Source organism: Streptomyces sp. NPDC085927, from assembly GCF_044540975.1.
Classification (GTDB): Bacteria; Actinomycetota; Actinomycetes; order Streptomycetales; family Streptomycetaceae; genus Streptomyces; species Streptomyces hirsutus.
In genome coordinates, this window is record NZ_JBITSN010000003.1 from 269,380 (window position 1) to 288,921 (window position 19,542).

The following is a 19,542-nucleotide window of genomic DNA, read 5'->3' on the forward strand; positions in this document are numbered from 1 at the left end:
ACTACGTCCGTCACCAGGGGTTACGCCCGCGCCCCGGCGCGGGCGGGGCACTCGCTCCCCGGTCGGGGCGCATGGGGGCATGTCCGGGGGCGCGCAGGAGGATCGGTGTCCGCGGGTGGGTAGCCAAGGGTGGGTAGCCAGGACGGGGCCGGCATCCGCCGTCACCTCGGCAATTCGTACATGCCTCGCATCTTCGGCACCTCGGCGGGGCATTGATCTTCACGGCCGGAACTTTCGTCCCTTCACGAGGGGAGTTGTCAGGGGATGGGCGGGTCCGGCCGCCGAAGACACGTCAACTCGGTGCGTGGGCAGGCACCGCAGCCTCAGGGGGTACGCCATGGCCGCAAGGCCTCTCGTCGCGCGGCAGCCGAACGAACGACTGCAGGCGCTCATCCAGGAAGCCGGATGCTCCAACGCCGGGCTGGCCCGCAGAGTCAACCTGTGCGGCGCCGAGCACGGCCTCGACCTGCGGTACGACAAGACGTCGGTGGCCCGCTGGCTGCGCGGACAGCAGCCGCGGGGCCGGGCACCGGCGATCATCGCGGAGGCACTCGGGCGCAAGCTGGGCCGTACGGTCACGATCGACGAGATCGGCATGGCCAACGGCAAGAACCTCGCGTCGGGTGTCGGTCTCCAGTTCTCGCCGACGGTACTGGGGGCCATAGAGCAGGTCTGCGAGCTGTGGCGCAGCGACGTGGGCCGGCGGGACTTCCTGTCCGGCTCCTCCGTCGCCGCGTCCGCGCTGGTGGAGCCGAGCCGGGACTGGCTGATCTCCGCCCCCGACCCGCAGGTGGCGCGCTCGGCCGGGCCGCGGGTCGGGCGGTCCGACGTGGAAGCCGTGCGGGCCATGACGCAGTCCCTGGTGGACCTGGACCATCAGTACGGCAGCGGGCACGTGCGCCCGGTCGTCGTGCACTACCTCAACAGCGTCGTCTCCGGGCTGCTCACCGGCTCGTACCGGGAGGCCGTCGGGCGCGAGCTGTTCGCGGCGGTCGCCCGACTGACCGAACTGGCCGGGTACATGGCCGTGGACACCGGGCAGCCGGGCCTCGCCCAGCGCTACTACATCCAGGCGCTGCGGCTGGCCCAGGCGGCCGGCGACCGCGGGTACGGCGGGTACGTGCTCGCCGCCTCCATGAGCCATCTGGCCGCGCAGCTCGGAAACCCGCGTGAGATCGCGCAGTTGGCGCGTGCCGCCCAGGAAGGCGCGCGAGGGCGGGCGACACCCCGGGCGGAGGCGATGTTCCGGGCGGCGGAGGCGCGCGGGCACGCGCTGATGGGTGACGCGCACGCCGCGCAGGAGGCGGCCGGGCGCGCGATCGGCGCCATGGAGGCGGCCGACCCGGCCTCGGGGGACGACCCCGCCTGGATCGCCCACTTCGACGAGGCCTACCTCGCCGACGAGTTGGCGCACTGCCACCGGGACCTGGGGCAGGCCGAGGCCGCCGCACGGTGCGCGCGCGAGGCGCTGGCCGGGCATCCCGAGTCGCGGGTGCGGCGCCGGGCGATCGGCTATGTGCTGCTCGCCACGGCGCAGGTGCAGCAGCGGGAGGTCGAACAGGCCTGCACCACGGGTCTGAAGGCGGTGGAGCTGCTGGACGGGCTCAGGTCCCACCGGGGCGCCGAGTACCTGGAGGACTTCCAGCAGCGGCTGGAGCCGTACCAGGAGGAGCCGGTGGTACGGGAGTTCGGTGCGCGCATGGCCCTGCCCGCGGCGGCGTGAGCGCGGCGTCGCGGCGCCACGACGCCGCGACGCCGTGGCAACGGGGGACGGCAGGGCACGGTGTGATCAAGATTCCAGTTGTCGTGCGAACTCGGGGGCGGACGACGGGTGGTGAACATTTCGGGTGATCGTGAGTGAACGCACGGGCGATGCGGGGCCGATGCGGGAGCGGAGCGGAAGAGGTGACATGAACAGCGTGCGGTGATCCGGTTTTGTTACCGCGCTCACAGGGCAGGAGGTCATGTCCTGTGCTGCGTGGCACCGGGCTCCGGGGACCCGGTAGCGTGAGCCGACGATCCACAAGGTCCCCCATGGGTAGGAGTCCCGGTGACGCAGAGCGGACAGGGCGAGGAGCCCTCGGCGCGCCCCGCGCGCGAAGGCATCGTGCTGCCCTCCGACGGCGGCGAGCCCCTGCTGCCGGGTATGACGGGTGCCGCGGCCGATCCGGTCGCGCCGGGCGGGCGGGCGCCCGCCTCGGCGCCGCCCGGCGGTCAGATCTGGGGCACGCCGTGGGGGCCCGAGCAGCAGCTGCCGCCCGCGCCGGCCCCGCCGTCCGGCCAGGAGTGGCAGTCCCCGCCCGCCCAGCAGTGGGGCACGCAGGAACCGGCCCCCTGGGGCGCACAGGGACCGGCCGCGGGACAGCAGGGTCCGGGCCCGCTGCCGCCCGAGGGCGCGCAGCCCCCGGCCCACGGCACCCCCTCCTCGTACGGCCCGAACACCGGCGGCCCGTCCGCGCAGATGCCCCCGCAGGCCACCGGCCAGGGTCCCGGCTACGGCGGACACCACGGCGGCGACGCCTACGGACCGGCGGCCGGGGGGCCGGACGGTTACGGGCAGCAGGGCGGGGGCGCCCCGATGCCGCCGCAGCACGGTTCCGGGTACGGAGCCCCCGCCGGCGCGTACGGCTCCGGCGGCGCGGGCGCGCTGCCCGACGGGTCGGAGGGGGCCCCCCAGTTCCTGCCGCCGGTGCCCGCCGCCCCCATGGACGAGGGCGCGACGCAGTTCATACCCCCGGTGGGCCCGGGAGCACTGCCTCCCGAGATGCCCGCCGCACACCACTCCGAGGCCACCCGGTACCCGGGCCCGCCCGCGGGCAACCCCGACGCCGAGGCCACCCAGTTCATGGCCCCGGTGACCGACCAGCCCCAGGGCGCGCTGTACGGAGCCGCGCCCGGTGCTCCCTCCGGCGGCCCCGCCGACGAGGGGAACCGGCAGCCGCCCGCCGAGTTCGACAACCTCTTCCGCACCTCGGGCGGCGACGAGAGCCCGGCCGGGTCCACCCAGCAGATGCCCCGCATCGAGCACCCGCAGCCCGCCTACCCGCAGGCCGGGCAGGGCGGCGGCGGCCGGCGTGCCGCCCGCGAGAGCGACGCCGGAGGCCGGGGCGGCCGGGGTGGCCGCGGCGGCCGTACGGGGTCGAAGGTGCCGTTGATCGCGGCGGTCGGCGTCGGCCTGGTGGTCCTCGGCATCGGCGCGGGCGCGCTGCTCGGCGGCGGGGGCGGCGACGACGACAAGAACCAGCCGGTCTCCGCCACCGCGCCCGCGAGCGAGGCGCCGACGGCCGAACCGTCCGCCGAGCCGTCCGTCGACCCGGTCCGGGAGCAGGCCGTCGAGCTGGACAAGCTGCTGGCCCACAGCGGCGACAGCCGGTCCACGGTGATCAGCGCGGTGGAGAAGGTGAAGTCCTGCAAGGACCTCCAGCAGGCGGCCCAGGACCTGCGGGAAGCGGCCGGACAGCGCAACCAGCTGGTCACCGACCTCTCCCAGCTGTCGGTGGACAAGCTGCCCCACCACGCGGCGCTCACCGACGCGCTCACCAAGGCGTGGCAGGCGTCGGCGTCGGCCGACAACCACTACGCGGCCTGGGCCGACCAGACCGCGGGCAAGAAGGGCTGCCGGAAGGGCCAGGCCCGCTCGACCGGTGAGACCCAGGCCGCCAACAAGGACAGCGGCACCGCGACCGCCGAGAAGACCAAGGCCGCCCAGCTGTGGAACGAGATCGCCAAGCAGCACAGCCTGACCGAGCGGCAGCCGACCGATCTGTGACCGGCCGGAGTCCGGCCCTGCCCGGACGGCAGGCGTGCGGTCCGGGCCCCGCCGCGTCAGGTCAGGTCGGTGTCGTGCAGCGTGTCCGTCACGTCGATGAAGCCGTCGCGGCCGGCCACGAGCCGGCCGTTCCTGACCTCCTGGAAGGTCACGTTGGCGTTGACCAGCCGGGGGAAGCCGACGGCGGCCAGCTTGTCCTGGAACTGCCAGCGCAGGGTGGGGGTGAGCCCGCCCGTCCCGACCTTCAGTCCGCCGTTCAGGGTCCGGGTCACGGTGTCGGCGCTCACCTCGCCGCCGCCGAGCGACTCGACGACCTGCTTGAACACCGTGTAGGCGATCCAGGTCGTCTGCACACCGGCGTCGGCGGGGTCGATCCGGTTGTCGCCGAACGCCTCCTTCTTGATCACGTCCTTCATCGGGTCCCAGAGCGCGTCGCTCGACGCCGGGTACCAGCCGGTGACGTACGACCCCTCGTACGGGCTCGACGCCCCGCCGGTCGTGTTGACCGTCGTCTGGTCGACGCTGCCCAGCACGGTCGCGGTGCGCACGTCCGGGTGGTCGGCGCGGGCGCGCCGGAAGGAGTCCATGAAGGTGCTGGTGCGGTCCCCGAGCGCGGGCACCACACAGCCTTCCGCCTCCGGATCGGTGGTGCTGGTCTCCAGGGCCTGCTGCGCCTGCCCGCCGTACTCGGTGGCCTCCTCCGCCGCCCGCTGGTCCGCGGTCGGCTCGTGGCCGCCCGCGGCCAGGCCCGAGTCGAGCAGTGGGGGCAGCTGGTCGCCCGCGATGGTGTCGGGACGGATCAGGGTGACCGGCCCGCAGACGTCGGCGAGGACGCGGCCGAGGCCCGCCAGCAGCGCCGGCTGGCCGCCGTTGACGGGGTAGGACAGCGGGCTGGTGAACTCGTCGGTGGTGATGCCGTAGCCGCCTATGTACGGGATGCCGGCGCCCTCGAGGGTCGGCAGGAACGTGTCGGCGTGCTGGCTGTACGAGCCGACGACCGCGGCCACGTTCTCCTTGACGGCGGTCCGGGCGCACCGCGAGGCGGCCACGCTGTCGTTGTGCTCGTTGCAGGTGATCACGTGGAGCTCGCGGCCGTTGATGCCGCCCCCGGCGTTCACCCAGCGGGCGTACGCCTTGGCGAAAGCGGGCATGCCGGGCTTGTTGGTGGCGTTGGTCTTCTCGGGCGCCCAGGTCATGACGGTGATCGGTTCGTCGCTGTCGCCTCCCGGGCCGGGGAGGACTCCGCACCCGGTGGCCAGGATCGTCACCGCCAGCGCACCCGAGGTCAGGGCGCCGGCTCTGAACGGCCGGGAGGTGCGACGGGGAAGGGAGCTGCTGTGGAGGCGGCTGCGGTTGCGCGGACTGCCGGTCATGTTCCCGCACGATTCCCCCACATCGCCAACCATGGGGTGACCTACGGTCGACGGATGGTGACGCAGAGGTGAATTGCCGGGTCCGGTGCGACCGGAGGCGAGGGGAAACGTACGATCGATGACCGTGCAAGGTTCGGAGAACTCTTCCCGTCGCGGCCGTCGCTCCTCCACCATGGGCGGCATGCCACTCAACGACATGCCATGGTGGCGCTGGCGCAGCAATGTGCGCTCCGCGCTGCACATGCTTTCCGACCCGGGGTTCCAGCACGGCGTCTGGCTGGCCGGTGTCGACGGCTACGGCGACGTCACCGACGCGGTCTACCGGCTGGTCGAGGACACCTGGCTGGACAACTGGTCCGCCGAGAAGTACGTGGGCACGATCTTCCGCGACTCGCAGGAGGCGGCGCTCGTGGACACCGCGGTGCTGCGCGTGCTGCGGATCATGCACCAGGTCGGTCCGGACGCGCCCGTCACCGCCTACCTCGCGCACGAGGGATGGCCGGACGCGGTGCGCGCCGCGCGCGACGCGCACGTGCGGCTGGCGACCAGTGACGGGGAGGACCCCGACACTGCGCCGCAGAGCCTCGAGGTGCTGAGCATCCTGACCCGGTCCGCGTAGCGGAACGGTCCCCCGGCCGGGATCCGCGTATGGGACCCTTTTCCGCATGAGTGAGCAGCCCGCCCGAGCAGAGGCCCCGGCCGACCAGTACGTTCTGACCCTGTCCTGTCCTGACAAGCAGGGCATCGTGCACGCCGTGTCGAGCTACCTGTTCATGACCGGTTGCAACATCGAGGACAGCCAGCAGTTCGGTGACCACGACACCGGGCTGTTCTTCATGCGGGTCCACTTCTCCGCGGAGGCCCCCGTGACCGTGGAGAAGCTCCGGGCGAGCTTCACGGCGATCGGCGACGCCTTCCAGATGGACTGGCGGATAAGCCGGGGCGACGAGAAGATGCGCATCGTCCTGATGGTCAGCAGGTTCGGCCACTGCCTGAACGACCTGCTGTTCCGCGCCCGGATCGGCGCGCTGCCGGTGGAGATCGCCGGCGTGGTGTCCAATCACACCGATTTCGCCGAACTGGTGGCTTCGTACAACATCCCCTTCCACCACATTCCGGTGACGAAGGACACCAAGGCGCAGGCCGAGGCGAAGCTGCTGGAGATCGTGCGCGAGGAGGGCGTCGAACTCGTCGTGCTCGCCCGCTACATGCAGGTCCTCTCGGACGACCTGTGCAAGCAGCTCTCCGGGCAGATCATCAACATCCACCACTCCTTCCTGCCGAGCTTCAAGGGCGCGAAGCCGTACCACCAGGCGCACGCCCGGGGTGTGAAGCTGATCGGCGCCACCGCGCACTACGTCACCGCCGACCTCGACGAGGGTCCGATCATCGAGCAGGAGGTCGAGCGGGTGGGGCACGACGTCACCCCCGACCAGCTCGTCGCCATCGGCCGCGACGTGGAGTGCCAGGCGCTGGCCCGCGCCGTGAAGTGGCACGCGGAGCGCCGCATCCTGCTGAACGGGCGGCGGACGGTGGTCTTCGCCTGAGCCCTCGGAACCCGGACGGCACAGGAGCGGGGCTAGAACGCGCGGCCGGGGCCTGTCCGGCCCGATCCGACGGGCAGGCCCCGGATCCGGGGCCTGCCCGGCTCCGGGCGGACTCCGGCTCCGGGCAGGCCCTAGATCCGGCTCATGGAGGCCGCCGCCAGCAGGACGTCCCGGATGGCGGCCTTGTCCCCGACCTGCCCGGCGGCCGCCTCCTGCGGGGACACATGGCCCGCGGCCAGGCGGCAGAACTCCGAGCCGTCGAGCGCTATGTGGGCCACCTCGTGCTCCGCGGACCCCTTGGCCGCCGGGGAGTCCAGCGGGATCAGCCACTCCCCGCCGCCGGACCCCTCGATCTCCAGCCGCAGGCTCCGCCCCGGAGCCCCGGCCTCGACCAGCCGCCGCTCGGTGGAGACCTCCTGCCCGGCCTGCCGGCGCGCTTCGAGGACGGCCGGCAGCATCCGCGCGGCCAGGTCGACCATGCCGTGCAGATGCCGTCCGGTCGGCGGCTCGTACGGATAGTCCACCGCCTCGGCGATGTCCTCCCCGTGCACCCAGCACTCGAAGGCGCGGTCCAGCATCGCGTCGTGCAGCGGCAGCTCGTAGCCGCCGTACGAGACCGGCATCCGACCCGCCCTGCTGCCGGTGAAGGACACCGTCCGCACCAGGTCGTGGGTCTGCGCGCGCCAGGGCGCCCGCACGGAGCGGGTCGGCGGGGCGTGGGCTCCGCGCCAGAACGCCTCGGTGCGGGCCGACGGGGTGGCTTGTCCGGGCGCGAGGTCACCGAGCGGGTCGGGCAGGCCGAGGGCGGCCGCGACCAGCCCGTCGACCGCCAGCAGATGCGCGATGACCCCGGCGACGGTGGTGCGGCGGGTGGCCGCCTCGTCGGCCTCGTACCAGCGCAGCCGCACGGGTGCGTGCCACTCGGTGTCGCCGAAGTCCTGGAGCAGCGCGTCCAGCCGCGCCGTCTCCGCGTCGTAGGCGGAGGCCCAGTCCGGCACGGGGATGCGCGGCGGGCGCCGCTTGAGGCAGGTCTCCAGGACGCGGGTGCGCAGTCCCGGGTCCAGGTCGAGGCTCTCGGGCCGCTGCAACAGCCCGACGGCGTCCCGCAGGCGCAGCGCCTCGTCGGCACAGGCCCCGCACTCGCCGAGGTGCTCCTCGACGGCTGCCGCCTCCTCCGGCGCGCAGGCGGCCAGTGCCCAGGCGCCCAGCAGCGACTTCAGCACCCGGTGCTCCAGCATCAGCGGCTCGGGCATCGCTGCCGCTGCCGGTGCCGGCAGGGGCTGCCCGGTGTCCTCCACGGAGGCGCGGGGCGGCGGTATGCGGGCGGAGCGGCCGGCCCCGGCATCGCGGTCCGGGCCGTCACCGGGGTCCGTACCGTCGCCCGGTCCGTCCGTGCCGCCCCCGGGCCTGCCCGGAACGTCCCGCTCGCGCGTACCGTCCGCCCCGTTTCCCGGGCCCGTGTGCGTACCCGCGTCCGCGTTCGTGTCCGCGTCCTCGGGACGCTCCCCGTCTCCTTCGTGCTCCTCGTGTTTCTCGTGGTCACGGCCGGCGTGCCCATGGTCGTCGTACGGCTCGAAACGGTCGTCGCTCACGCCGCACCCCCGATTCCGGGCGGGGCGCCCGGGGCCTCGGCGTCGTGGGCCGTGGCCAGCAACTGGAGGCCCAGCCGGAGGCGGCGGCGGGCCTCGTCCTCGGTGACGCCGAGGTCGGCGGCGGTCTGCTGGTAGTCCCTGCGCTGGAAGTACGCCAGCTCCAGCGCGGTCCGCAGAGGCACCGGCATGGCGTGCACGATGTAGTCCGCGCGGGCGGCCACCGAGGCGTGGCGCACCTGGTGCTCCAGATCCTCCGCGCTGCCGTCGCCGCCGTGGGCGAGCGCGGCGGTCCCGGCGGCGCGCAGCCGCTCGACGGCCAGCCCGTGGGTCAGCACGGCGATCCACGTGCGCAGCGGCTCCCGCTGGGGGTCGTAGGCCTCCGGATGCTCCCAGACGTGGGCGAAGACGTCGCGCGTGACGGTGTCCGCCGCGTCCTCGTCGCCGAGGACGCGGTGCGCGAGGCCGTGCACGAGGGAGGCGAACCGGTCGTAGAGCTCGCCGAGCGCGGCGGCCTCTCCGCGGGCGAGTCGCTGCTGCATCTTGCGGTCCCAGCGGGGCGGTACGTCCCGTTGCGTCATGCGGCCCCTCCACCCCCTGTCCCTTTCGGCGTCCCGGAACGGTCCTGCCCGGTCCGGCGGGTGCCCGCCGACTCATGAATGTAGTCGGCACGTACGCGTACGCACGCCCCTTTGCGGCAATGTGCGCCCCCCACCGGCCCCCAGGTGGTAAAAGGTCGCCGGCACGCATGTCGGATGCCGTCCGGTGGCCTGCCCACCCAGCCCATCATCGATCAGAACCGATCGAATGAGAGCGAAGTCGACTGAAACAAGCCTTTTTTGTTCGGTTACGGTTTCCTGAGTCGTGTTTCAGGGCACGGCCGGTGGGCAGCCGCGCTGTATGGAAGCGTAGGCGTTTCTTCCGTTTCGGCGAACGAAGGGCGTGGTGGTGGCCTTCAACGTGACCGATGGCGAGCAGGGTGACTGGGCCGTGCTCCGGGTGTCGGGCGAACTGGACCTGATGACCTCGCCGGTGCTGCGCCAGCGCGTGCACGACGTCGTGGCCGAGGGCAGACACCGCCTTGTCCTCGACCTCTCCGAGGTGTGGTTCTGCGACTCCAGCGGCGTGGGAGTGCTCATCGCCACCCGCCGGCTGCTGCGCTCCTGCCAGGGCAGTCTGCGGCTGATCCTTCCCGCCCAGGGAGCCGCCGACGGCAGCCACGTCAACCGGGTGCTCGGCGCGCTCGGGGTGCGCCGCCTCTTCGACGTCCACCCGGACGTCGTGTCCGCGGTGGACGAGGAGTCGCGCCCGCTGTCGGCCTGAGCCGGCCCCAGGACCTCCGGCAGCCCCTGCGGCCGGCCGACGCACACCCCGCGGCTGCCCGCGCGGGACCGTGCGGACCCATGGGTTGTCCCGGAATTCTCCCGTTCTTGGTACAAGCGTCGTTTCCGGGCTCACGGAGGGTGCCGCACGTCGTACGCTCCGGGCGAGACGACCCCCATGGGGAAACCCACTGACTAAGGCGGCCTGAAAGAGACATGGTCACCAGCGAATACGAGCGCAGGATCGCGGCCCGCTTCGCCACCTTCGACCAGGACGGCAACGGCTACATCGACCGCGAGGACTTCAGCGGAGCGGCCAAGGCGCTGCTCGCCGAGTTCGACACCCGGGCCCGGTCCGACAAGGGCCAGGCCCTGTACGGCGGCGCCGAGGCCTTCTGGCAGGGCATGGCGGGGATCGCCGACCGCGACGGCGACCAGCGCATCACCCGCGAGGAGTTCGTGAACGGCGCGGTCAAGCGCCTGCGGGACAACCCGGACCGGTTCGCCGAGATCGCCCGCCCCTTCCTGCACGCGGTCCTCGCCGTGGCCGGCGGCGACGGCGACGGCGCGGTGGGCGTCGAGGAGACCGCCCGTGCCCTGAAGGTGCTCGGTGTCCCCGAGGAGCCGGCGAGGTCCGCCGCCGCCGCGCTGGACACGGACGGCGACGGCAGGATCGGCGAGGAAGAGATCGTGGGCGCCTTCGCCCGCTACTTCACCGTCCCCGAGTAGCGCTCCCGCAAGCCCGCACTCGAGCGCCTTCCGCGGGTTCTCGCCGCGAGGGAGGGCGTCGGCCGCCTCCGGCCGCTCCGGCGGCTTGTGCGCCGGCAGCCCTCCCGCGCGCGGATGCGCGGTCACCGACTCCGGCGTCGGCTCCCCGGGACCGGGCACCGCCCCGCGCGTGCGAACCGGTGGACCGGCGGTGCAACACGCCCGGACCCGTGAACAGTTCGGCCGGCCGGCCGGGACCCACCGGGCGGTGGCCCGCCCGTGCGCCGGAACGCCGGTCCGCGCGGAGACCACCCGCGCCGCCGTCCACGCGGCGTCCGCGACTGCCCCCAGGCGCGCGGAGGTGCGGGCTTCACCGGGGAGGCGGACGCTCCTCCGCACCTCAGAGGCGCCGGGGCGCGGACCCGATGTACCGGATGTGACACGGAGAGTGACGAGCTGTTCACCGTCGAACCGCTCGTCGCAAGCGCCCGATCCGCCCCCGTCTGCGATGTCGCGGATCGCTCCGCGTGAATGTCACGGATCGTGGCATTCAGGCATCACGGAGCGTTGAGACCGGGTTGTGTCCTACGCGTGACTCGTCACGGCCCGGAGTCGGCTGTCCGCTCCGGTACCTTGTGTGGGATGCGAGTGGTTGTGAGCACGCACCGCGCCGGAGTTGCCCCCGAGGCGAGTCCGGAACGGCCGGTGCCTGCCGCCGTTCGCCGCGCCACCAGGCCGACTGTCGCCGTCTGTTCGACTTGCCGGGGCGGGCGTCGCACAGTATGCCGCACGGGTACTCCTTCGCGCTGGAATATGCCCGAAGCGCTTGTTGACGTGACTGTACGTCAACCATGCTGGCCCATAAGGGATTCACGTTCAGTGACCCTTGTCCCGGCCGTTGTCCAGGCCATGCAGAGAATGGCTACGATCGTGGCCCTCGTGAGGCGCGAGTCCAAGTGTCCGCCGGTTCGGATGGTGTGAGCGGTGCAGGTGCTTCAAGTGCAGCTGGAGATCCGGCCCGACCCCGCTGAGGTGGGACGGGCCCGTCGGTGGACCCGCTCGCGTCTGGCCGGAGCGGGAATAGCGGCCGACGAGCCGCTCGCCGAGACGCTGATCCTGCTCGTCTCGGAACTCGTCACCAACGCCGTGGTGCACACCGGCTGTCCGGCCGTACTGAGACTCTCCCTGCCGGGCGCGACGGCGGGGGAGGCCACCGTCCGCCTCGAGGTGGCCGACCGGAGCGACAGGGCGCCGGTGCCGCGCTGCGCGGACGGCGACGCGACCGGCGGGCGCGGCCTCGCCCTCGTCGACGGTCTGGCCGACCGCTGGGGCTGGAGCACCGACGGGGCCGGCAAACGTATCTGGTGCGAACTCGACCGCTGCGCGGCGGCGCGGAAGACCGCCGCCCCGGCCTGGGGCGGCTTCGAGTACGAGGCGGTGTAGGGCCCCGGCACTCCGAGGGCCGGGGCGTCGGCACTCCGAGGTGTCGGGGAGATCCAGGGGGATCCGGGGGATCCGGTGCACGGTTGTGCGTACGTGCAGGTGCACCGATGCATGGCGGCACGGCCGTGCGAGTCGATGTGTGAGCCGGTGCGCCGGGTGTGCTTCCGTGCGCGGCGCCGAATAACCGGGCATATGTCGCGAAGCCATCCACAGTCGCGCGAATCGGCGTTGACGTGCCGTGACCGTGTGATCACTCTGGTCCTCAGCGATTCGCTGCGAGGGGACGGCGAGGACTTCGACGACGGGAGCCCTCGGCGAGTGTGGGTCGTGATTCCGGCGCCGCTTTCCTCATGGCCGAGGGGAGCCGGGCGGGAGCGCCGGAGTCGGAAGGCGGTGCGGTGCCGCCGTGCTCGGGACGGGCGGCACCGCGCCACCACCGCCACCGCCATCGCCGCCCCCGATCACGTCGGCACTGCACCGTGATCGGGGGCGGGTCCATCCACAGGCTGTGGACAACTTTTCCGGATTCCGGCCCAGCCCCTGTCCCTGCCGTAGTTCTCGCCCCGGCGGTCGCCTTCCTGATGGCTGCCTCCGGCCCGGAACGTCCGCCGGTACGCGGACGGTGTCACCCCCAGCGCCGCCTGGAAGTGCTGCCGCAGGGACTGCGCGGTGCCGAACCCGGCGTCGTGTGCCACACGGTCCACGGACAGGTCCGTGCACTCCAGCAGATGCCGGGCCCGTTCCACCCGCTGCCGGGTCAGCCACTGCCCCGGACTGACCCCCGTTTCCTCCCGGAAGCGACGGGTGAAGGTGCGTACCGACATCGACTCCTGGGCGGCCATGTCGCGCAGTTGGACCGGCTCGTGCAGCCGGCCCAGCGCCCAGGCGCGGGCGCCGGTCGTGGACGCCTGCTGCTGATCGGGCACCGGCCGCTCGATGTACTGTGCCTGCCCGCCGTCGCGGTGCGGCGGTACGACCGTACGGCGGGCCACATCGTTGGCCACGGCGGCGCCGTGGTCGCGCCGGACCATGTGCAGGCACAGGTCGATGCCGGCCGCGACCCCGGCCGAGGTCAGGATGTCGCCGTCGTCGATGAACAGCACGTCCGGGTCGACCTCGATGCGCGGGAAGAGCCGCTGGAACCGCGCGGCGTCCGCCCAGTGCGTGGTCGCGGGCCGGCCGTCGAGGTGACCGGCGGCGGCGAGGACGTACACGCCGGTGCAGATGGAGGCGAGCCGGGTGCCGGGACGGACGAGGGCGAGGGCGGCGGCCAGTTCGGGGGTCAGTTCACCCCGGTCGAAGACCGGACCGAGCTCGTAGGAGGCCGGGACGATCACCGTGTCGGCGGTGGCGAGGGCCTCCGGGCCGTGGGCGACGTGGAGGGTGAAGTCGGCGTCGGTCTCGACCGGTCCGGGAGGCCGGACGGAGCAGGTGACGACCTCGTACAGTGGCCGCCCCCCGGCGTCACGGGGGCGGCCGAAGATGCGGTGCGGGATGCCCAGCTCGAAGGGGAGCAGCCCGTCCAGGGCGAGGACGACGACGCGGTGCGGCCCGAAGGCGCCGGCGTCGGGGGTGCTGGGGATGCGGTCGGCCGGTTCCATGGCCCGATCCTAGTGAATGCTGTCCTTCGGGCCACTCGATGCGAGGACCCCGCGTACGGAAGCTCTATGGCGTGACCCAGACGAGCGAGACAGCCGGCACGGCGAAGCAGCCGGACGGCCTGGAACAGCCGGACACCCCGGGACAGCCGGACACCCCGGAACCGTCGGACCGCGTGGAACAGCCGGACGCCGAAGCACGGGCCGGCGGCGAGCGGAACCGCCCCGGCCCGCGCCGCCCCCGCATCCACCGCGCGTGGTTCGTCGCCGCCGTCACCTTCGTGACGATCATCGGCGCCGCCGCCTTCCGCGCGGTGCCGGGGCTGTTCATCGACCCGCTGAACGAGGAGTTCGGCTGGTCGCGCGGGACCATCGGCGCCGCGGTCTCCGTCAACCTCGCCCTGTACGGCCTCACCGCCCCCTTCGCGGCGGCGCTGATGGACCGCTACGGCATCCGGCGGGTCGTCGCGGTGGCCCTGACCGTGATCGCGCTCGGCTCGGGACTGACGGTGTGGATGACGGCGGCCTGGCAACTCATGCTGTGCTGGGGGCTGCTGGTGGGCCTCGGCTCCGGCTCGATGGCGCTGGCGTTCGCCGCGACCGTGACCGACCGCTGGTTCACCGAACGCCGCGGCCTGGTCACCGGCATCCTCACCGCCGCGTCCGCCTCCGGGCAGTTGATCTTCCTGCCCGTGGTCTCCTGGATCGTCGCGACGTACGACTGGCGCCCGGCGGCCGTCACGGTGGCGCTCGCCGCGCTCGCGGTCGTCCCCTTCGTCTGGCTGCTGCTGCGCGACCACCCGGCCGACGTGGGCCAGAAGCCGTACGGGGCAAAGGAGTTCGCCCCCAAGCCCGAGCCCGTCCCCGGCGCCGCCCGCCGCACGCTCAAGGTCCTGTTCTCGGCGGTGCGCACCGGACCGTTCTGGCTGCTCGCCGGCTCCTTCGCGATCTGCGGTGCCTCGACCAACGGTCTGATCCAGACCCACTTCGTGCCCGCGTCCCACGACCACGGCATGCCGATCACCGCCGCCGCGTCCCTGCTGGCCGTCATCGGGGTCTTCGACGTCGTCGGCACGGTGGCCTCCGGCTGGTTCACCGACCGCTTCGAACCGCGCCGCCTGCTCGCCGTCTACTACGCCCTGCGCGGCATCTCCCTGCTCTTCCTGCCGATGCTCCTGGCGCCCAGCGTCCATCCCCCGATGATCTTCTTCATCGTCTTCTACGGCCTCGACTGGGTCGCCACCGTCCCGCCCACCCTCGCCCTGTGCCGCGAGCACTACGGCGACGACAGCGCCATCGTCTTCGGCTGGGTCCTCGCCTCACACCAGATCGGCGCCGCCCTCGTCGCCTTCCTCGGCGGCGTCGCGCGGGACGTCTTCGGCTCCTACGACGTGGTCTGGTACGCCTCCGGCGCCCTGTGCGCGGCGGCGGCACTGATGGCACTGGTGATCCGCAGGCGGCCGCACACGCCGGGACCCGCCGTGGGCTGACGGGCGCCGGGCGGGCTGCTGGAAGGCCTTTCGGTGAACCGTCCCCGGTGGAACAGCGTCGGTTCCGGTTCCGGTTCCGGCGGTCGTCACCCGGGGAGCCGGGAGATCCCCGGCGCCCCGCGGCGGGTCAGCGCCCTGGCGATCTTCTCCGCGTCGAGGGCCAGTTCACGGAGGTTGCCGCTGATGGGGTTGGTGAAGCCGGTGAAGTACAGGCCGGGGGCGTCGGGCGGGGTGCCGGCGCCGCGGGCGACCGGTCTGCCCCGGTGGTCGAGGACGCCGAGGTGGCCGACGAGGCCCTCCAGGGCGCGCACGTACCCGGTGGCCGAGATCACCGCGTCCGGGCCGACGCGGTTGCCGTCGGCGAGGACCACCTTGCCGTCCTCGAACCTCTCGACGGCGGCCACGATCTCCACCGTGCCCTTGCGCACCGCGTCGACCAGGCCGACGTCCTGCACGGGGATGGCGCCTTCCAGCACCCTGCTGTAGAGGCCGCTGTCGGGGCGCGGCAGGCCCTGGGCCGAGAGGTCCGGCATCGCCACCCTGGCCTGTACCCGGGACAGCCGGTCGACGAGCCCCACCGGCAGCCGGCGCACCAGGACGGCCGAGCGCTGGGAGGGCCAGCCCGCGGTCGAGCGGCGTACGAGGTGCGGGACGGTGCGGACCGACAGCCGTACCCGGGAGGCGCCGCCCTCCACCAGGTCGACGGCGATCTCCGCGCCGGTGTTGCCGATCCCCGCGACGAGGACGTCCCGGCCGGCGAAGGGTTGCGCGTTGCGGTACTCGGAGGCGTGCAGGAACGTGCCGGTGTAGGTGTCCCGGCCGGGCCAGTCGGGCAGCCTGGGTGTGTGGTTGAAGCCGGTGGCGATCACGACCGCGGCGCCGGTCAACTCGCGTCCTCCGGTGGCGCGCAGCAGCCAGCCGGTGCCGTCGGCGGTGCGCTCGACGCGGGAGACCTCGACCCCGGTGACGATCTCCAGGCGGTGATGCTCGGCGTACTTCTCCAGGTACCGGACCATGTCGTCGCGGGCGACCCACCGCCCGAACCGCCGCGGTATCGGTAGACCGGGCAGCGCGGACAGGCGCCGGGTGGTGTGCAGTCGCAGCCGGTCGTAGTGGCGCCGCCAGGACGCGCCCACGCCGTCGGACCGTTCCAGGACGACGGCCCGCACCCCCCGGGCGCGCAGCGCGTACGCGACGGCGAGCCCGCCGGGACCACCGCCGATGACATAGACGGGACGGTCCTCCCGGTGCGGTGCCGTGGGGTTCGGGGGCGTGGTGGAGTCGGCCATGTGCGCGAGCGTAATCTCGCCCATGGTTGATGGGTCTCGGTCAAGACCGGAATTGGTTGCGGATTGATCACGTCTGTAGGAGTCGAGGGCGGGATCGGTGGCGTAGTGCGCCCGGATGTGAAGGGCGGCGTCCCGCACGACGCCCCGGCCCGCTGAACTGACGCACCGTCACATCCCTTCGGGGCGAGTTGCGTCACGGGCGGGGCCCTGCCCTGTTCCGCCCCGCCCGTGCCCCGCGCCGCCGCCGGCCTCAGGGCCAGAGCAGTTCCCTGGCCCATCCCTCCCGCGGTGACCGGCGGTAGCGCAGACGGATGTGACGGCGGAGGGTGTCGCCCTGGAAGAACTCCACCTCGTCCGGACGCAGGCGGTACAGGGTCCACGACGGGGCCGGGGTGTCCGGCTCCCGCCGGGCCAGCTCCCAGGCGGCCTCCGAGGCGCGGGTCAGCTCCTCGGGGGAGCCGAGGACCTCGCTCTGGCGGCCGGTGAGCGCGGAGGCCAGCGCCCCGGCCGAACGGGCGCGCAGATCGGCCCGCGCCTCCTCGGCCGGGGCGGTGACGACGGGCCCGCGGACCCGGACCTGGCGGCCCAGCACCGGCCAGTAGAAGGCCAGCGCGGCATACGGGCGGGCGGCGAGGTGCCCGCCCTTGCGGCTGTGGGCGTGGGACGCGAAGGACCAGCCGTCCGCGTCCGCGCCGTGCAGCATCACGATCCGCACGTCGGGCAGCCCCTCCGCGTCCGTCGTGGCCAGGGACATGGTGTGCGGTTCGGGCTGCCCGGCCGCCACCGCCTCGGCGAACCACCGCGTGAACAGCGGCAGCGGTTCGGCGGGGGCGGCGGCCGGGTCGAGCACCGGCAGCTCGGTGAGCTCCGGGTCCCACACCCGCAGCGACGTCAGCAGCTCGTGAAGATCGGTTCCCATACCCCGATTGTTCCTGCCCGCCGTCGCCTCGTCGTGCGGGGCGCCGTACGGACTGCCGTACGGGCCGTCGTACGCGTCGCTCTCACACGGATCCGAGGTCGGAGGACACCCAGCGCTCGGGCCGCATGCGCAGGACGACCTGCTCGCCGTGCTCCTTCCAGGCGAAGGCGACATAGCCCTCGACCTTGTCGGCCGGGAGATAGCGGGAGGCCAGCTCCCGGAGCTGCTCGATGGTCGCCGGGGTGGTCTCGACGACCGGCCCCTCGACCGACACGTAGCGAATGGTGGGGTCGAGGCGGTCGACCATGAGGGAGAACCGGCCCGCCGCGTCGATCAGCCGGTTCTTTCGGGAATCCAGTCCCGTCATGATCCATACGTCTCCCCCGGGCGCGTACTGGTACCAGATCGGCACGGTGAGGGGCGCGCGCCCCTCACCCGCGTCGACGGCGATCGCGGCGACATGGGGCTCGGCCAGGAACTGTTCGCGCTCTTCGGGGGTGAGGGCCATTCCGGGTTCCTCCTGCGACGTCTGCGGCTTGCGGGGGACTGTGGTGCCGGGTGCCACTCGGGCATGCGCTTGCGCGGACCCGTTTTCACGGAGTGCTCAACGCGAGCGCGCGCGGACGTGTTCCCTTTTCACCGATATGGACCCACCGCCTCCGCTCCCGGGCCTCCTCTGTTCACTCCCGCCCCGGGCCCCGGTGGGCTCCCTGGGTGCTGTTGTCATAAATCTGACGGTCAGTCATATATGCACAGACGGCGGGAAACGCGACAGGCGGTGGCTCACCGGAGTGAACCACCGCCTGCCAGACAGGACGCGGAAAAGCTGTGTAAGCGGGGAAAGGATCGTGAGGTGCCTCGCCTTACTTGGTCGGTTTCTTGCCGGTGACACCCAGGTGCACCAACAGGGCCAGATTGGGCTTGAGTTCGGCCTGCTTCACGCCCCAGGAGGTGAAACCCTTCTGGTGCGAGGCGACGGCCGCCAGCATGGTGACCAGGGAACCGGCCACCGCGGCGGGGTTCACGTCCTTGTCGACCCGGCCCTTGGCCTGCAACTCGGCGACGGCGTCCGTCAGGGAGCCGTTCACCGAGTTGAGAATCTTCATGCGGAGCTTGTAGAAGCGCTTGTCGCCCTCGGCGGCACCGAGGTCGACGACGCGCAGGATCGCGTCGTTGCGCTTCCAGAAGTCCAGGAATCCGTCGACGAGTTCCTGCGCCGTCTGCCAGCCGGCCTTGCCGACCCAGGAGCGTCCCTCGAGCAGTTCCGCCAAACCGGCTCCGTCGGCGGCCATTTGCTCGGCGATCTCCAGGACGGCGCCCTCGACGTCCGGGAAGTACTGGTAGAAGGTCGCAGGCGAAGTTCCCGCCTTGCGAGCGACATCGATGACTTTGACATCCCGGTAGGGGGAGGAGCTGAGCATCTCGCTGAGGCAGTCGAGCAGCTTCTGCCGGGTCGCCTGCCCTCGTCGGCCGGCCACGCGGCCGTCGACGGTACGCACTTGTCCTGTCATGACGTCAGCTTACCGAGGGGTGATGGGAGCGCTATTCGGCCGACTGCAAATGGGGTGCGAGGGTCGGCCGTGCCTGGTGTGCCTGGTCTGCGCGGTGCGTGCGACACCGTTACTTTAGCGGCATGGCCGAAAACAGGGCATCGGAGTACACAGAGGGCACCCCGTGCTGGGTGGACGCGCAGCTTCCCGACGTGGAGGCGGGCAAGCGGTTCTACGGCCAACTCTTCGATTGGACGTTCGAAGACCAGCCGGAGCAGCCCGAGTGGCCCGCACCGGCCTCCCGGCCCGCGCGGTCCGTGCGGCCCTCGCCACCCCTGGGGACCGTGCGGGCGCTGCTCGGGGGCGAGCCGGTGGCGTCCCTCGCGCACAAGACGGACGGCCGGCTCCCCACCGTGTGGACGGTGTCCTTCGCGACCCCCGACGCCGAAGCGCTGTGCCGGCGGATCCTCGCCGCGGGCGGACAGCTCGTCTCCGCGCCGCGCGCGGTCGGCGAGCTCGGCGTCACCGCGCTCGTCACGGACCCCGAGGGTGCCGTCTTCTCCCTGTGGCAGCCCGGCGAACGTCCCGGTTTCGGCCGCCGGCACGAGCGGGGAACCTTCGCCTGGGTCGAGCTCTACACCCGCGACACCGAGGCGGCCAACACCTTCTACGGCGCCCTCTTCCACGACGCCCTGTTCGGGAGGGGCACCGAGCCCGACTTCGGCCGCGCCCCGGTCTCCGACGTCTTCCCGGCGGAGATGCCGCCCCACTTCCTCGTCCACTTCGCCGTCGAGGACCTCGAGGCCACCATGGCGGACGTGACCCGGCTCGGCGGCCGCGTCCAGGTGCCGCCCTTCGGGACGTCGTACGGCACGGTGGCCGTGGTCACCGACGACCAGGGCGCGTCCTTCGCCCTGCTGTCCCGCTGAGCGGCCCCGACGCGTTCGTTCCCGTCCCGGGAAATCCCTCGTACCGCCCGCCCCGGGTCCTCCGGATGCCCGTCGG

Annotated in this window: 18 protein-coding genes; 10 read left to right on the forward strand and 8 right to left on the reverse strand. The window is 72.7% G+C overall.

From position 1 onward, the window contains the following. The first annotated feature begins 337 nt into the window (after positions 1–337). Both ACIF80_RS10230 and ACIF80_RS10235 read left to right on the forward strand, forming a co-directional pair. Positions 338–1,723 (forward strand): transcriptional regulator, encoded by a 1,386-nt coding sequence (locus ACIF80_RS10230; protein WP_399801888.1) that lies wholly within the window; start codon positions 338–340, stop codon positions 1,721–1,723. A 327-nt stretch (positions 1,724–2,050) separates the two neighbouring features. Continuing rightward, positions 2,051–3,769 carry a hypothetical protein gene (locus tag ACIF80_RS10235; protein WP_399801891.1) on the forward strand — a complete coding sequence of 573 codons (1,719 nt, stop codon included), beginning with the start codon at positions 2,051–2,053 and terminating at the stop codon, positions 3,767–3,769. A 56-nt stretch (positions 3,770–3,825) separates the two neighbouring features. On the opposite strand, the gene ACIF80_RS10240 is transcribed toward ACIF80_RS10235, so the two are convergent. Then, positions 3,826–5,142, reverse strand: coding sequence for an ABC transporter substrate-binding protein (locus tag ACIF80_RS10240; RefSeq protein WP_399801893.1), 1,317 nt, complete (start codon positions 5,140–5,142; stop codon positions 3,826–3,828). Between the two features lie 118 nt (positions 5,143–5,260). Between ACIF80_RS10240 and ACIF80_RS10245 the strand changes: the two genes are divergently transcribed. Together ACIF80_RS10245 and purU are read left to right on the forward strand one after the other, a co-directional pair. Beyond that, positions 5,261–5,761 carry a hypothetical protein gene (locus ACIF80_RS10245; RefSeq protein ID WP_399801895.1) on the forward strand — a complete coding sequence of 167 codons (501 nt, stop codon included), beginning with the start codon at positions 5,261–5,263 and terminating at the stop codon, positions 5,759–5,761. 46 nt (positions 5,762–5,807) lie between these two features. Beyond that, on the forward strand, positions 5,808–6,689 hold the full coding sequence (gene purU, locus ACIF80_RS10250; protein WP_399801897.1) for a formyltetrahydrofolate deformylase: 882 nt from the start codon (positions 5,808–5,810) through the stop codon (positions 6,687–6,689). 131 nt (positions 6,690–6,820) lie between these two features. On the opposite strand, the gene ACIF80_RS10255 is transcribed toward purU, so the two are convergent. Both ACIF80_RS10255 and ACIF80_RS10260 read right to left on the reverse strand, forming a co-directional pair. Next, positions 6,821–8,281 (reverse strand): maleylpyruvate isomerase N-terminal domain-containing protein, encoded by a 1,461-nt coding sequence (locus tag ACIF80_RS10255; protein ID WP_399801900.1) that lies wholly within the window; start codon positions 8,279–8,281, stop codon positions 6,821–6,823. Beyond that, positions 8,278–8,859 carry a sigma-70 family RNA polymerase sigma factor gene (locus ACIF80_RS10260; RefSeq protein ID WP_399801902.1) on the reverse strand — a complete coding sequence of 194 codons (582 nt, stop codon included), beginning with the start codon at positions 8,857–8,859 and terminating at the stop codon, positions 8,278–8,280. Before ACIF80_RS10260 ends, ACIF80_RS10255 begins: the two co-directional genes overlap by 4 nt. Before the next feature lie 361 nt (positions 8,860–9,220). Between ACIF80_RS10260 and ACIF80_RS10265 the strand changes: the two genes are divergently transcribed. The 4 genes from ACIF80_RS10265 to ACIF80_RS10280 all read left to right on the forward strand — a co-directional run bounded on the left by ACIF80_RS10265 (position 9,221) and on the right by ACIF80_RS10280 (position 11,751). Continuing rightward, entirely contained in the window at positions 9,221–9,601 is a 381-nt protein-coding gene (locus ACIF80_RS10265; protein ID WP_055574096.1) for an STAS domain-containing protein, read from the forward strand. A gap of 215 nt (positions 9,602–9,816) precedes the next feature. Next, positions 9,817–10,329: an EF-hand domain-containing protein gene (locus ACIF80_RS10270; protein WP_399801905.1), complete on the forward strand. Its 513-nt coding sequence runs from the start codon at positions 9,817–9,819 to the stop codon at positions 10,327–10,329. A 190-nt stretch (positions 10,330–10,519) separates the two neighbouring features. Then, positions 10,520–10,879, forward strand: a complete 360-nt coding sequence (locus ACIF80_RS10275; RefSeq protein ID WP_399801907.1) for an acyl-CoA dehydrogenase family protein — start codon at positions 10,520–10,522, stop codon at positions 10,877–10,879. 428 nt (positions 10,880–11,307) lie between these two features. After that, the gene (locus tag ACIF80_RS10280; protein ID WP_399802617.1) at positions 11,308–11,751 is read left to right on the forward strand and encodes an ATP-binding protein; all 444 of its coding nucleotides are present in this window, start codon (positions 11,308–11,310) and stop codon (positions 11,749–11,751) included. A 461-nt stretch (positions 11,752–12,212) separates the two neighbouring features. On the opposite strand, the gene ACIF80_RS10285 is transcribed toward ACIF80_RS10280, so the two are convergent. Then, entirely contained in the window at positions 12,213–13,352 is a 1,140-nt protein-coding gene (locus ACIF80_RS10285; protein WP_399801909.1) for a GlxA family transcriptional regulator, read from the reverse strand. A 71-nt stretch (positions 13,353–13,423) separates the two neighbouring features. Between ACIF80_RS10285 and ACIF80_RS10290 the strand changes: the two genes are divergently transcribed. Further along, positions 13,424–14,839 (forward strand): MFS transporter, encoded by a 1,416-nt coding sequence (locus ACIF80_RS10290; protein WP_399801912.1) that lies wholly within the window; start codon positions 13,424–13,426, stop codon positions 14,837–14,839. A gap of 86 nt (positions 14,840–14,925) precedes the next feature. Here the strand turns inward: ACIF80_RS10290 and ACIF80_RS10295 are convergent, their stop codons facing one another. The 4 genes from ACIF80_RS10295 to ACIF80_RS10310 all read right to left on the reverse strand — a co-directional run bounded on the left by ACIF80_RS10295 (position 14,926) and on the right by ACIF80_RS10310 (position 18,546). After that, positions 14,926–16,128, reverse strand: a complete 1,203-nt coding sequence (locus tag ACIF80_RS10295) for a flavin-containing monooxygenase (protein WP_399802620.1) — start codon at positions 16,126–16,128, stop codon at positions 14,926–14,928. 250 nt (positions 16,129–16,378) lie between these two features. Then, a complete protein-coding gene (locus tag ACIF80_RS10300; protein ID WP_399801915.1) occupies positions 16,379–17,047 on the reverse strand; it encodes a pyridoxal 5'-phosphate synthase in 669 nt (222 codons plus the stop codon). Between the two features lie 82 nt (positions 17,048–17,129). Then, positions 17,130–17,555, reverse strand: a complete 426-nt coding sequence (locus tag ACIF80_RS10305; protein ID WP_399801918.1) for a pyridoxamine 5'-phosphate oxidase family protein — start codon at positions 17,553–17,555, stop codon at positions 17,130–17,132. Positions 17,556–17,910: 355 nt separating this feature from the next. Then, on the reverse strand, positions 17,911–18,546 hold the full coding sequence (locus tag ACIF80_RS10310) for a TetR family transcriptional regulator (RefSeq protein ID WP_399802623.1): 636 nt from the start codon (positions 18,544–18,546) through the stop codon (positions 17,911–17,913). A gap of 134 nt (positions 18,547–18,680) precedes the next feature. Between ACIF80_RS10310 and ACIF80_RS10315 the strand changes: the two genes are divergently transcribed. Then, a complete protein-coding gene (locus ACIF80_RS10315; protein ID WP_399801921.1) occupies positions 18,681–19,466 on the forward strand; it encodes a VOC family protein in 786 nt (261 codons plus the stop codon). The last annotated feature ends 76 nt before the right edge of the window (positions 19,467–19,542 follow it).